General features: G+C 61.5%; 12 protein-coding genes. 3 read left to right on the plus strand and 9 right to left on the minus strand.

The features are described 5' to 3' along the window. Positions 1 to 160: 160 nt before the first annotated feature. The 3 genes from guaA to guaB all read right to left on the minus strand — a co-directional run bounded on the left by guaA (position 161) and on the right by guaB (position 4128). Positions 161 to 1744: a glutamine-hydrolyzing GMP synthase gene (gene guaA, locus PQQ95_RS07775; RefSeq protein WP_408436577.1), complete on the minus strand. Its 1584-nt coding sequence runs from the start codon at positions 1742 to 1744 to the stop codon at positions 161 to 163. A 203-nt stretch (positions 1745 to 1947) separates the two neighbouring features. Then, a complete protein-coding gene (locus PQQ95_RS07780; protein ID WP_408436580.1) occupies positions 1948 to 2661 on the minus strand; it encodes a hypothetical protein in 714 nt (237 codons plus the stop codon). A 6-nt stretch (positions 2662 to 2667) separates the two neighbouring features. Beyond that, on the minus strand, positions 2668 to 4128 hold the full coding sequence (gene guaB / locus PQQ95_RS07785) for an IMP dehydrogenase (RefSeq protein ID WP_408436583.1): 1461 nt from the start codon (positions 4126 to 4128) through the stop codon (positions 2668 to 2670). A gap of 368 nt (positions 4129 to 4496) precedes the next feature. On the opposite strand from guaB, the gene PQQ95_RS07790 reads away from it, so the two are divergent. Then, positions 4497 to 5474, plus strand: coding sequence for a DMT family transporter (locus PQQ95_RS07790; RefSeq protein WP_408436586.1), 978 nt, complete (start codon positions 4497 to 4499; stop codon positions 5472 to 5474). Between the two features lie 271 nt (positions 5475 to 5745). Here PQQ95_RS07790 and PQQ95_RS07795 read toward each other — a convergent pair whose 3' ends face one another. Further along, positions 5746 to 6078 carry an RnfH family protein gene (locus PQQ95_RS07795; RefSeq protein WP_408436589.1) on the minus strand — a complete coding sequence of 111 codons (333 nt, stop codon included), beginning with the start codon at positions 6076 to 6078 and terminating at the stop codon, positions 5746 to 5748. Further along, entirely contained in the window at positions 6075 to 6512 is a 438-nt protein-coding gene (locus PQQ95_RS07800; RefSeq protein WP_028199353.1) for a type II toxin-antitoxin system RatA family toxin, read from the minus strand. The genes PQQ95_RS07795 and PQQ95_RS07800 overlap by 4 nt, the downstream gene beginning before the upstream one ends. Positions 6513 to 6612: 100 nt before the next feature. Between PQQ95_RS07800 and smpB the strand changes: the two genes are divergently transcribed. Then, the gene (gene smpB, locus PQQ95_RS07805) at positions 6613 to 7059 is read left to right on the plus strand and encodes an SsrA-binding protein SmpB (protein ID WP_054035193.1); all 447 of its coding nucleotides are present in this window, start codon (positions 6613 to 6615) and stop codon (positions 7057 to 7059) included. 214 nt (positions 7060 to 7273) lie between these two features. Here the strand turns inward: smpB and PQQ95_RS07810 are convergent, their stop codons facing one another. The 3 genes from PQQ95_RS07810 to ppsA form a co-directional block, all read right to left on the minus strand. Continuing rightward, positions 7274 to 8206, minus strand: a complete 933-nt coding sequence (locus tag PQQ95_RS07810) for an SPFH domain-containing protein (RefSeq protein ID WP_408436591.1) — start codon at positions 8204 to 8206, stop codon at positions 7274 to 7276. Between the two features lie 63 nt (positions 8207 to 8269). Beyond that, complete coding sequence (locus PQQ95_RS07815) at positions 8270 to 8725, minus strand: NfeD family protein (protein WP_408436986.1); 456 nt, start codon at positions 8723 to 8725, stop codon at positions 8270 to 8272. Positions 8726 to 8905: 180 nt separating this feature from the next. Continuing rightward, positions 8906 to 11311 carry a phosphoenolpyruvate synthase gene (ppsA, locus tag PQQ95_RS07820; RefSeq protein WP_408436594.1) on the minus strand — a complete coding sequence of 802 codons (2406 nt, stop codon included), beginning with the start codon at positions 11309 to 11311 and terminating at the stop codon, positions 8906 to 8908. A 559-nt stretch (positions 11312 to 11870) separates the two neighbouring features. Between ppsA and ppsR the strand changes: the two genes are divergently transcribed. Beyond that, positions 11871 to 12686, plus strand: a complete 816-nt coding sequence (ppsR, locus tag PQQ95_RS07825; protein ID WP_054035190.1) for a posphoenolpyruvate synthetase regulatory kinase/phosphorylase PpsR — start codon at positions 11871 to 11873, stop codon at positions 12684 to 12686. Between the two features lie 89 nt (positions 12687 to 12775). Here ppsR and PQQ95_RS07830 read toward each other — a convergent pair whose 3' ends face one another. Continuing rightward, positions 12776 to 13564, minus strand: coding sequence for a TrmH family RNA methyltransferase (locus PQQ95_RS07830; protein WP_408436597.1), 789 nt, complete (start codon positions 13562 to 13564; stop codon positions 12776 to 12778). Positions 13565 to 13609: the final 45 nt, after the last annotated feature.

The raw sequence follows: 13609 nt of genomic DNA on the forward strand, positions 1-13609 counted from the left end.
AATGTCTTAATCCGGCCTCGATTTTTACCGTCAGCTCTACCGCCAACTTGTTTTGCTGGCCGGCGATAGCCACCGATAGGTGCCGCGACGTATTTATTTTAAAGTCAACACGTTACGACAGCTTTTCGATAGCTGGCAATAGTCCTCGAAGGACGTCAATTCACTCCCACTCAATCGTCGCCGGCGGCTTCCCCGAGATGTCATAAACCACCCGGTTAATCCCACGCACTTCATTAATGATGCGATTCGACACATGCCCCAACAACTCGTGCGGCAGATGCGCCCAATGCGCCGTCATGAAGTCCAGCGTCTGTACGGCGCGCAGCGCCACGACATACTCATAAGTCCGGCCGTCGCCCATCACGCCCACGCTCTTCACCGGCAGGAACACCGCAAACGCCTGGCTCGTCAGGTCGTACCAGGACTTGCCGGTTTCCTTGTCGATAAACGTACGCAGCGTCTCGATGAAAATCGCGTCCGCGCGACGCAGCAGATCGGCGAAATCGCGGCGCACTTCGCCGAGAATCCGCACGCCCAAACCCGGGCCCGGGAACGGATGGCGATACACCATTGCCGGCGGCAAACCGAGCTTCACGCCGAGTTCGCGCACTTCATCCTTGAACAGTTCGCGCAGCGGTTCGAGCAGCTTCAGATTCAGCGTCTCAGGCAGGCCACCCACGTTGTGGTGGCTCTTGATAGTCTGCGTCGCCTTCTTACCCTTGCCGGCCGATTCGATCACGTCCGGATAGATCGTGCCTTGCGCAAGCCACTTCGCATCGGTCAGCTTGTTGGCTTCGGTCTGGAACACTTCGACGAATTCCGCGCCGATGATCTTGCGCTTCGCTTCCGGATCGGTCACGCCGGCGAGCTTCGACAGGAACACTTCGCTCGCGTCGACGTGGATCACCTTCACGCCGAGGCTCTCAGCGAAAGTGGCCATCACCTGCTCGGCTTCGTTCAAACGCAGCAAACCGTGATCGACGAACACGCAAGTCAGCTGATCGCCGATCGCGCGATGCAGCAGCGCGGCCGCCACCGAAGAATCCACGCCGCCCGACAAGCCCAGAATCACGTGCTCGTTACCCACCTGCTCGCGGATCTTCGCGACGGCTTCGTCGATGTAATGACCCATTTCCCAGTCGGGATTCGCGCCGCAAATCTGCAGCACGAAACGTTCAAGCATGGCGCGGCCTTGCACGGTGTGCGTCACTTCCGGGTGCCATTGCAAGCCGTAGAAATGACGTGTTTCGTCGGCCATCGCCGCGATCGGGCACGATTCCGTCGACGCCATCAGCTGAAAACCTGACGGCATTTCAAGAACCTTGTCGCCGTGACTCATCCACACCTTCAGCATACCGTGACCTTCCGGCGTGGTGAAGTCGCTGATGCCTTCGAGCAGGCTCGTATGGTTGCGCGCACGCACTTCGGCATAACCGAACTCACGCAGGTGGCCGATATCGACCTTGCCGCCGAGTTGCTCGGCCATGGCCTGCATGCCGTAGCAAATGCCCAGCACGGGCACGCCGAGTTCGAACACCACTTGCGGCACACGCGGCGCATCCGTTTCGGTCACCGAACTCGGGCCGCCGGAGAGGATCACGCCCTTAGGCGCGAAATCGCGAATGAACGACGCGTCGACGTCGTGGGGATGAATTTCCGAATACACGTTGGCTTCGCGAACGCGACGTGCAATCAGTTGGGTGACTTGCGAACCGAAGTCGAGGATCAGGATCTTGTCATGCATGGCAGCGGACGGAGTCAAAAGTGAACGGATACGGGATACCGCGCGTGAAGCGCGGCGTTGAATTCAAAGCAGTCCACGTGGGGACGATCGGGCACGAAGCGTAACAATGAAGCGCGTTGGACCTACGGGCGCAGCAGGCACTCGCCTGCTGCGCGCACGAACGGAATCCGGTAGCTTCGGCAGGCGTTGTGGCGCTCGGCGCGTCAGCCATGAAACGGCGGCCGGGGCGCACCCGGTGCGTCGGCGGCGGCGTTACGGGCATCGTCACGCGCGGTTGCCGCCTCGGCCCGTGCAGCGCGTTCAGACGCCGTCAGGCCCGGTTCGTCGATCGGCGCAACCGAAACTGGACTGACGGGCCGTGTGACCGGTGTGACATCGACCACCGGCTCGGCGCGATAGACCGGAAAGCCGGCTGTGACACGACCGGCGTCGCGCTTGTTAGCCGCGTCTTTGGCGGCGTCTTTCGCGGCCTGTTTTTCGGCACGCTCAGCGGCAGCGGCTTCCACCAGCCGCACTTTCTCACGCCGCCGAACCGCGCCCGACAGGCGTACACCGCCCAAGCCGATCACCAGCAGCACCACACCGGTCAGCACCGCGACGATCTGCCCGAAACCGGTCAGCGCCGGCGTATACAGCCCGAGCAGCCAGACCAGCATCAGCACACCGGTCAACCAGTTCACATGGCCGACGACTTTGGCGACCGTCGACGTGAGCGAACCGTCGATCGACGCGTGCAAAGCAAGCCACGCGAGCCCGATCAGCGCCACGCCAAACCCCTGGCCGACCAGAGCCGGCTGGGTTTGCACCAATAGCAGCGCGTTGTACAACGAAATCCAGGGCGTCAGCAGAAACAGCACGCCGAACGCAAGCAGCAACAACGCATCGAGGATGAGTACAGCGCGCAGCAATGGCTTCATTGGCGTTTAGTCCACGTGGTAGTTGGGCGCTTCCTTGGTGATCTGCACATCATGCACATGCGACTCGCGCAAGCCCGCGCCGGTGATCTGCACGAACTCGGCCTTGTCGTTCATCTCCGCGATCGTGCGGCAACCGCAGTAGCCCATGCTGGCGCGCACGCCGCCGATCAGCTGGAACAGGATCGCGTTGACCGAGCCCTTGTAGGCGACGCGGCCCTCGATACCTTCCGGCACCAGCTTGTCGATGTTCGCGGAGTTGTCCTGGAAGTAGCGGTCTGCCGCGCCGTCTTTCATCGCGCCGACCGAGCCCATGCCACGGTACGACTTGTACTGACGGCCCTGGAACAGGAACACGTCGCCCGGCGCTTCTTCGGTGCCGGCGAACATGCTGCCCATCATCACCGAATTCGCGCCTGCGGCGAGCGCCTTGCTGACGTCGCCCGAGAAACGCACGCCGCCGTCGGCGATGACCGGCACGCCCGTGCCCTTCAGCGCTTCCGACACGTTCGAGATCGCGGTGACCTGCGGCACGCCCACGCCGGCGACGATCCGCGTCGTGCAGATCGAGCCCGGGCCGATACCGACCTTCACGCCGTCCGCGCCGTATTCGACGAGCGCCTTGGCCGCCGCCGCGGTGGCAATGTTGCCGCCGATCACTTCGACGTGCGGGAAGTTCTGCTTGACCCACTTGACGCGCTCGAGCACGCCCTTGCTGTGACCGTGCGCCGTGTCGACGACGATCACGTCCACACCCGCCTGCACCAGCAGTTCGACGCGCTCTTCGTTGTCTTCGCCCACGCCGACCGCCGCGCCTGCGCGCAGCTTGCCGTGTTCGTCTTTGCACGCGTCCGGGTGTTCGGTTTGCTTGGTGATGTCTTTTACCGTCATCAGGCCGCGCAGTTCGAATGCGTCGTTGATGACCAGCACGCGTTCGAGGCGGTGGCTATGCATCAGCGCCTTGGCTTCAGCGAGCGGCGTGCCTTCCTTGACGGTGACAAGGCGCTCGCGCGGCGTCATGATGCTGCGCACCGGCTCGTCCAGACGCTCTTCGAAACGCAAGTCACGGTTCGTGACGATACCGATCAGTTGCGCGCCCTCGACGACCGGGAAGCCCGAAATGCCATGCTGGCGCGACAGCGCAATGACGTCGCGCACCTTCATTTGCGGCGGCACGGTGATCGGATCGCGCACGACGCCCGATTCGAAGCGCTTGACCTTGGCAACTTCACGCGCCTGTTCGGCCGGCGTGAGATTCTTGTGGATGATGCCCACGCCACCCATTTGCGCCATCGCGATCGCGAGACGGGCTTCGGTGACGGTGTCCATGGCGGCGGACACGAGCGGCATATTCAGGGAGATGTTGCGGGTCAGCCGGGTCTTGAGGCTGGTGTCGCGCGGCAGAACATCGGAGAAAGCCGGGACGAGGAGCACGTCATCGAACGTGAGTGCTGTTTGGATCAGACGCATGGCAAATCCTATAGGCGCAAAAGCGAATTATACGCGATACCTCCCCGGTTTTCACTGCACTAACAGCAGCTTAGCGAATTTCGGGCAATTTTTTTCGTCACTTCGCGCCCTTCAATTTCGCTTCCACGTTCACCTCGGGTTCGATCCGGTTTCGTTTGCGCGTTCGGGCTTACGGAGGCGCCACACAGCTGGCGCGGGGGCATTTCGGGGCGCTTCTGCGCCCCCGGATCACGCATGGAAGTTAAAAGGCGCCTGAAAACACCCGATAACGCCCGATAAAACCGCCGGAATGCAGAATCAAACAAGACACGCTGCCCGCCGAGCGGCTATTCTGCCGACCATTCCAGTTTTTCTTGCAGGGGCAGTCGATGCAGCGCGGTGTGGCATATGGAGTTTTGGCCGGGGCCTTATGGGGTATGGTGTTTCTGGTGCCGCGCGTGCTGCCCGATTTTTCGCCGCTGCTGCTGAGCGCCGGCCGCTACACGATGTACGGCATCGTCTCGCTGGCCGCCGCGCTGCCGATGGCGCGCTCGCTCGTCAAACGCCTGACCCGCGAGGATCTCGGCGCATTGGTCAAACTGGCGCTGGCCGGCAATCTGCTCTATTACCTGCTGCTGACCGCGGCCGTTCATATGATCGGCATCGCGCCGGCATCGCTGATCGTCGGCGTGCTGCCGGTCACGGTGACGCTGCTCGGCCGGCGCGATCACGGCGCCGTGCCGCTCGCCCGCCTCGTCTGGCCGCTTTCATTGGTGGTGGCCGGCATCGCCTGCATCAATATCGACGTCTTCACCGTGGCGGACAGCACGCCCGTGAGTATCGCAACGAAACTCCTCGGCCTCGCCTGCGCGGTCGGCGCGCTCGCCTGCTGGACCTGGTTCGCGGTCGAAAACGCACGCTATCTGCAGCGTCAGACGCATTTCAGCGGCAACGAGTGGTCGGTGCTGTGGGGCGTGGTGACCGGTGCGCTCGGCGCGGGATTGTGGCTGGTGATCGCCGTCATGCCGTCCGACAGCCTGCAGGGGCCGCTCGGCGACGAACGCTGGCACACCTTCTGGATGTTGAATCTGGGCCTCGCCATCGGCGCGTCCTGGCTCGGCAACGGGCTGTGGAACGCCGCGTCGAAACGGCTGCCGCTCACTTTGTCTGGTCAGATGATCGTGTTCGAGACACTATTTGCGCTGCTCTACGCGTTTATCTACGACCAGCGCCTGCCGCGCCCATTGGAAACGGCGGCGATTCTGCTGCTGGTGGCGGGGGTGTGCTGGTCGGTGCGCCAGCATGCCGGCGACGATACGTCCGGTACGGCGTCGATTGAGGAAAAGGCGCAGCCTTCGGTGCATTGAGACGCGGCCGGGCTTTCAGTGCCTTGACGGGAGAGGCTGCGGGCGCTCCGCACCGACGTGCCGCATTGCCCCTTAGCAGCGGTAACTGGGACCAGAGTCTGTTCGGCTATGCAGCCACCAACCGAGACCGGAATCAGTTCGGCCACGCCAGCCACCAAGTGAGACTGGAACCAACTCGACCACGCCAGCCACCAAGTGAGACTGGAACCAACTCGGCCACGCCAGCCGCCGCGCGCCGACAGCAACGGTTGCAAGCCTAGCCTGGCTTGGCCTAGCGCGAATCCTTGTTGAGCCAGCGGCGCCCTTCGATCGAGCCCGCCTTACGGGTCTTCTCGACGCGCCGTTGCCGCGAGAGCTTCGGATCCACCAGCAGCGGCCGGTAAATTTCCACACGATCGTGATCGGCAAGCACCGTATCCAACGGCTTGAGCTTGCCGAACACACCGACCTTCTGCGTGCCCAGATCGATCTGCGGATAACGCTGCAAGATGCCGCTCGCGTCTATTGCCTGCTGCACCGTGGCGCCTTGCGGCAAGTCCACGGCAATCAGCGCCTGCTCACCGGCAAGCGCGTAGCAGACTTCAATCGACAAGCGCGCGCTCATGCCTTACCGTAACGCTGATCAGCGCGCTTCACGAACGATTCGACGAAGGTATTGGCAATGTGGCTAAACACCGGCCCAATGATCTTCTCGAGAATGATATTGGTGAATTCGTAGTGCAACGCGAACTCGATCTTGCAGGCGTCGGCCCGCAGCGGCGTAAAGCGCCAGAAACCGGTGAATTTGCGAAACGGGCCGTCCGCGAATTCCATGTCGATGCGCGTGGGCCGTTCCATGCTGTTGCGCGTGGCGAAATGCTGCTTGATGCCCTTGAAGTTGATATCGATCTTCGCCTCCATGCCGGTTTCGTCCTGGCGGCGGATTTCGACTCCCCCGCACCAAGGCAGGAAGTTGGGGTAATCGGCGACGTCGGTGACGAGGTCGAACATCTGTTCCGCCGAATGGCGGATCAACACGGTTTTCTGGACATCTGCCATAAATTGAACAGCGCGTGGCAAGGGTGGACAAGCGCCGCGGGCTTTCCTTGCCCCGCTTTGCTAAAATCGTGATTTTAAACGAGTTGGGCACTTTCCATTCATGAGCATCATTGACAACAGAAAAGCCTTCTACGACTACTCGGTCGAAGAACGCTACGAAGCGGGGCTCGTGCTCGAAGGATGGGAGGTCAAAGCCCTGCGCGCCGGCCGTGGCCAGATCAAGGAAGGCTACGTAGTCATCAAGAACAACGAACTGTTCCTGATCGGCACGCACATCAGTCCGTTGCCCGAAGCCTCGACCCACATCAACCCGGACCCCGTGCGCACGCGCAAGCTGCTGCTGCACGCCGAAGAGATCAGCAAACTGATCGGCAAGGTCGAGCAGCGCGGCTACACACTCGTCCCGTTGAATTTCCATTACAAGGGCGGTCGGGTCAAATGCGAGATCGGCCTGGCCAAAGGCAAGAAGCAACACGACAAGCGCGAGACTGAAAAAAAGCGCGACTGGGAACGCGAGAAGGCACGCCTGATGCGCTCGCCGTCGTGAGCGTGAATCGTGAGCTTTGATTTGTGCCGCTGCGGGTTGATCCGCGGCCTGGTCTGCGAGTTGGCACCTACCTGCGAGCTGGCTTGATTAGCGTAACGTGATGCGCGGATTTGCCGCGCTTTACTGCTCGCCCGGCTCGCCAGCCAAGCTGCGATTCAACGAAAAATGGCCCGCTGATTGTGCGGGCCATTTTTTCTGCATGGAAGAACGTCAATCAGCGCGCGTCGACCGCGCCCTTCCCCTTGTTCACGATCGTCAGCGCGGACGCAATCATCGAGCTCATATCCGCCAGGTTGCCCGGCACGATCAGCGTGGTGCCCTGCTTAGCCAGGTTAGCGAACGCGTTCACATACTGCTCGGCCACCTTCAGGTTCACTGCTTCCATCCCGCCGTTCGACTGGATCGCCGCAGCAATCTTCTGAATCGCCTGGGAGTTAGCCTCCGCCACCGCCAGAATCGCCGCAGCTTGCCCCTGCGCCTGGTTGATCGCCGCCTGCCGCTCACCTTCGGACTTCTGGATCGACGCCTCGCGCCCACCCGAGGCGATATTGATCTGCTCCTGCTTACGCCCTTCGGATGCCGCGATCAGCGCGCGCTTCTCGCGCTCGGCAGTGATCTGCGCCTGCATGGCGTGAAGGATTTCCTTGGGCGGCGTCAGGTCCTTGATCTCGTAGCGCAGCACCTTGACGCCCCAGTTCGAGGCTGCTTCGTCGAGCGACGACACGATGCTGTGGTTGATGAAGTCGCGCTCTTCGAACGTCTTGTCGAGTTCGAGTTTGCCGATCACGGAGCGCAGCGTGGTCTGCGACAACTGCGTAATCGCGAACACGAAGTTGCTCGAACCATACGACGCCTTCATGGGATCGGTGACCTGGAAATACAGCACGCCATCCACCTGCAATTGCGTGTTGTCGCGCGTGATACACACCTGGCTCGGCACTTCGAGCGGAATTTCCTTGAGAATGTGTTTGTACGCGATCCGGTCGACGAATGGAAACGCGAAGCTCAGGCCCGGCGTCAGCGTACGGTGATAGCGGCCGAGCCGCTCCAGCACCCATGCATGCTGCTGCGGCACGATCTTCAGCGTCTGTGCCGCCAGCACGATCACGATAATCAGAAGCACTGCCCCGACAATGGTTGAATCCATTCCTGCCCTCCGGTCCGTAGTTCGAATAGTTGTGCGAGGTTCAGCGCACGCGTGGGTACGCGCTCAGGCCGCAGTTGCCCGGGCTTTCGCCTGCCGGTTGGCCACGACGACAAGGCAGCTGCCACGCATCTCGGCAATTTCATAGAGCTGTGCATCTTCGGGCTCGCCGGCGGCCAGTTCGACGTCCCATGCCGCCCCGCGGTAATTGACCCGCGCCCGGCGCTCATGCCACGCCGGCACGTTCAATGTCTGGCCAATGTCCAGATTGACGTCCGGGTTCTTCGACGCCTCCTTACGTGTCCTGCGGCCAAAGCGCGAACGCCTCAGCAACAGAACGGCCGCCAGCGCCACCACAGCCGCAACCGCGAACTGCAGATCGGCCGCGGCGCCCGCCAGGTGCGCAATGGCGGCAGCAATACAACCCAACGCGATCATCAGCAAATAGAAGGTGCCGCTGATCAACTCCAGCACCACAAGCACACCCGCCCCGATCCACCAGAACAATCCACCTGGCGCCACGTCGACCTCCACAAAGCAAAACACCCCGGATCTACCGGGGTGTTTATAGCACGAAGCGGGTGCATTTTACCGGGCGGTACGGCACGCTTTTACGTGCTTTTGACGTACCGCACCACCCTTTATGCAAACCGCTTATCGGGCATCTGCCCGGCGCTTGTTTACTTCGCTGAAGTACGCCGCTTACTTCGTCAACGATTTCGCCAGCTGCTGCCACGTCTCGATGATCGAGTCCGGGTTCAGCGAGATCGACTTGATGCCTTCATCGGTCAGCCATTGCGCAAAATCCGGATGGTCCGACGGACCCTGCCCGCAGATACCGACGTACTTGTTCAGTCGCAGACACGTATCGATCGCGCGCTTCAACAGGAATTTCACAGCCGGGTCGCGTTCGTCGAAATCGACTGCCAGCAGTTCCATGCCGGAATCGCGGTCGAGGCCGAGCGTGAGCTGCGTCAGGTCGTTCGAACCGATCGAGAAACCGTCAAAGAATTGCAGGAATTCTTCGGCGAGAATCGCGTTCGACGGCACTTCGCACATCATGATCAGGCGCAAGCCCTTCTCACCGCGCTTCAGGCCGAACTTCTCCAGCAGCCCCACCACGCGCTCCGCCTGCTTCAGCGTACGCACGAACGGCACCATGATCTCGACGTTGTCGAGGCCCATCTCCTCACGCACCTTCTTCAGCGCGATACATTCCATCTGGAACGCTTCGGCGAAGTCGTCAGCGATGTAACGCGATGCGCCACGGAAGCCCAGCATCGGGTTTTCTTCGTCCGGCTCGTAGCGCGAACCGCCGATCAGCTTCTTGTACTCGTTCGACTTGAAGTCCGACAGACGCACGATCACGGGCTTCGGATAGAAGGCCGCGGCGATCGTTGCGATGCCTTCGGTCAGCTTGTCGACGTAGAACGCGCGCGGCGATGCATGGCCACGCGCCACGCTTTCCACGGCCTTCTTCAGGTCCTGATCGATGTTCGGGTACTCGAGAATCGCCTTCGGGTGAACGCCGATGTTGTTGTTGATGATGAACTCGAGCCGCGCCAGACCCACGCCTGCGTTCGGCAGTTGCGAGAAGTCGAAAGCCAGTTGCGGGTTGCCGACGTTCATCATGATCTTCACCGGAATCGGCGGCAGTTCGCCGCGCTGCACTTCGGTGATTTCGGTTTCGAGCAGACCGTCGTAGATCTTGCCTTCGTCGCCTTCCGCGCAGGACACGGTCACCAGCGCGCCGTCCTTCAGCACGTCGGTGGCGTCGCCGCAGCCGACCACGGCCGGCACACCCAGCTCACGCGCGATAATGGCCGCGTGGCAGGTACGGCCGCCACGGTTCGTGACGATGGCGGATGCGCGCTTCATCACCGGTTCCCAGTTCGGGTCGGTCATGTCGGCCACCAGCACGTCGCCCGGCTGCACACGGTCCATTTCCGACGGATCGTGAATCACGCGCACCGGACCCGCACCGATCTTCTGACCGATTGCGCGGCCGGTCGTCAGCACGTTCGATTGGCCCTTCAGCTTGAAGCGCTGCTCGGCCTTGCCCGCTGCCTGGCTCTTCACCGTTTCCGGGCGCGCCTGCAGAATGAAGATCTTGCCGTCGCGGCCATCTTTGCCCCACTCGATGTCCATCGGACGCTCGTAGTGCTTTTCGATGATGACGGCGTATTTTGCGAGTTCGATCACGTCTTCGTCGGTGATCGAGAAACGGTTGCGCTGCTCGTGCGCGACGTCGACGGTCTTCACGCGGCCTTCTTCGCCCGCCTTGGTGAATTCCATCTTGATCAGCTTCGAGCCGATCGAGCGGCGGATGATCGGGTACTTGCCTTGCGCGAGCGTGGTCTTGAAGACGTAGAACTCGTCCGGATTCACGGCGCCCTGCACGACCGTTTCACCCAGGCCGTAGCTCGACGTGATGAAGACGGCGTCCTTGAAGCCCGATTCCGTGTCCAGCGTGAACATCACGCCGGCCGCACCGACGTCCGAGCGCACCATGCGCTGCACGCCCGCCGACAACGCGACTTCAGCGTGGGTGAAGCCCTTGTGGACGCGATAGGAAATCGCACGGTCGTTGTACAGCGACGCGAACACGTGCTTCATGCGATCGAGCACGTCGTCGCTGCCGACCACGTTGAGGTAGCTTTCCTGCTGACCCGCGAACGATGCGTCCGGCAAGTCTTCTGCCGTTGCCGACGAACGCACGGCAAACGACAACTCTTCAGGCGAGCTGTTTTGCAGGGTGTCGAAACCTGCGCGGATATCCGCTTCGAGACGCGGTTGCATCGGGGCGTCGACGATCCATTGACGGATCTCTTTACCCGCTTCAGCGAGCGACTTCACGTCGTCGACATCGAGCGTTTCGAGACGTTTGGCGATGCGTTCGGTCAGATTGTTGTGATGCAGGAAGTCGCGGAAAGCCAACGCCGTGGTGGCGAAGCCAGTCGGCACGCGCACGCCTGCTTCGGCGAGCTGACTGATCATCTCGCCAAGCGACGCATTCTTGCCGCCGACAATCTCCACATCGGTCATCCGCAACTGCTCGAACGGAACTACATACGCCTCTTCCTTTGCGACGGTAACTGCGTTAGTCATACAAGCCCCTAAGTGTGAAAGAAATTCACGGCTGTGCAAGTGGGCTTGAACGCGAGACGCCCATTGGAAGCGTGACCTCGCGTCTTGCACAACCTGTTGGAGAAGCAATCGCTGCAAATGGCCGGAAGCGCTCGAACGCATCAACAACCATGCACGAGCGCCAGATGCGCGACGTAGAAAGCGGTTGGACGAAATTACCGGTCAATCCAACCCATACGCCGCAAGTTACCGGCTGAAAGCGTGGCGTTGACCGACCGTTCGCGGTAAGTTAGACGCCAATCGCCCGCAATTGCTTATCCAACAGGTTGCCGCTATTCTACCGTGCCGACTCTCAAAATGTGACAGTCGGACGAGAATTGCGCCTCGAATCGCGCCCCGGACCGGCTGACGGGCTCTTGCGAGGCTTTCGCGAGGCCCCGCCGCCTTCCGGGCGCAGTTGCGGTGCCCACGGCGCGCTGAAATGACGCCGCTGCAATCTCCGGTTAGCCGCCGTGCAGCGACACCATGCAGCGATGTTTCATTCGAGCGTTTTTTCTGCTCACGTTCCCCAGCCCCACTGATGCCGCCCACCGTATTCATCGTCTCCGACGGTACCGGGATCACTGCCGAAACCTTCGCGCATTCGATCCTCTCCCAGTTCGACCAGAAATTCCGCCTGGTTCGCGTGCCCTTCGTCGACTCGACGGAAAAAGCCTACGCCACGCTGGAAAAGATCAACGAAGCGATCCAGCAGGACGGCCGCCGTCCGATCGTCTTCACGACGCTGGTGGACAGCGCCTCGAATCAGATCGTCAAAGGCTCGAATGCGCTCGTGCTGGACATGTTCCAGACCTTCGTCGAACCGCTCGAGCAGGAACTGGAGCTCAAGTCGAGCCACGCGATGGGCCGCGGCCACCAGAACGCCGACACCGAGGAATACAAGAACCGGATCGAGGCGATCAACTTCTCGCTCGCCCATGACGACGGTCAGTCCAATCGCAATCTGGCCGACGCCGACGTGATTCTGGTGGGCGTGTCGCGCAGCGGCAAGACGCCGACGAGCCTGTATCTGGCAATGCAGTACGGCGTGAAAGCGGCCAACTATCCGTTGATTCCGGAAGACTTCGAGCGCGGCAAGCTGCCTACGCCGCTATTGGCGCATCGGCAAAAGATGTTTGGTTTGTCGATCGATCCGCAGCGGTTGTCGGAGATCCGCAACGAGCGCAGGCCGGGCAGCAAATACGCCGCACCGGAAAATTGCCGTTACGAAATCAACGAAGCGGAAGCCATGATGCGGCGCGAAGGGGTCAAGTGGTTGTCGTCGACGCATAAGTCGATCGAAGAGATCGCGACGACGATCCTGCAGGAGATCAAGCTGGACCGGCCGGCTTACTGAGTACGGCGGCCTGCCCGTTCTGGATGCGGGCGTGGCGTTCAGGTGACTGATGCCACTGATGCCACGTCACTCATGTCACGCCGCTGGCGTCAGTCATGCGCGGCGCGCTGCTGGCGGCACTGTTCGAACACGCAGATAGCCGCCGCTGCCGCCACATTGAGCGATTCCATGCCGCCCGGCTGAGGAATCGTCACCCGCAGCGACACCGCATCACGCCAGGTCTGCGATACGCCCGCCCCTTCGTTGCCGAACACCCACGCGAGCGGCCCGCCCAGATCGCAGTCGTAGATTGCCTCAGCACCGTGCGAATCCGTAATGACGATGGGCACCGCGAGGCGTTCGATCAATTCCTGCGCCTCAACGTCCTCGTGGATTTGCAGCAGGAAATGCGCGCCCATGCCCGAACGCAATACCTTCGACGACCATGCGTATGCAGTGCCCGGCGCACAAAACACCTGCTGAATACCGGCGGCGGCCGCACTGCGCAGAATCGAACCGACGTTGCCGGCGTCCTGCACGCCGTCGAGTACGAGGCAAGTCTGCGCGACTTTCTCGGGCAACGGCGTATCGAGCTTTTCGACCAGCAGCAGAATCCCTACCCCGTGCACGACGTTCGACACCTGGCCGAACAAGGCATCGGGCAAGGTAACGATACGGTGCTCCTCGATGCGCGAGACGATCGCCTGAGCTTCGTCGTGACGCAGCGCGCCTTCGGTCACGATGCACATTTCCGGCTGCCCGGCGACGTCGAGATACGCGCTCGCCAGATGGAATCCTTCGAGCAACGCGTGGCCGCTGCGACGCTGCTGATGCGTCGAGCCGGCCAGTGCCTTGAGGCGCTTGTAGAGCGGATTGTCCCGCGAGGTGATGGCTTTCACAGGCAGCGAAGACAGTGAGAATGAGGAAAAAATGGGCAGTGTGCC

The organism is Paraburkholderia caffeinilytica (genome assembly GCF_046030355.1).
Lineage (GTDB): Bacteria > Pseudomonadota > Gammaproteobacteria > Burkholderiales > Burkholderiaceae > Paraburkholderia > Paraburkholderia caffeinilytica_B.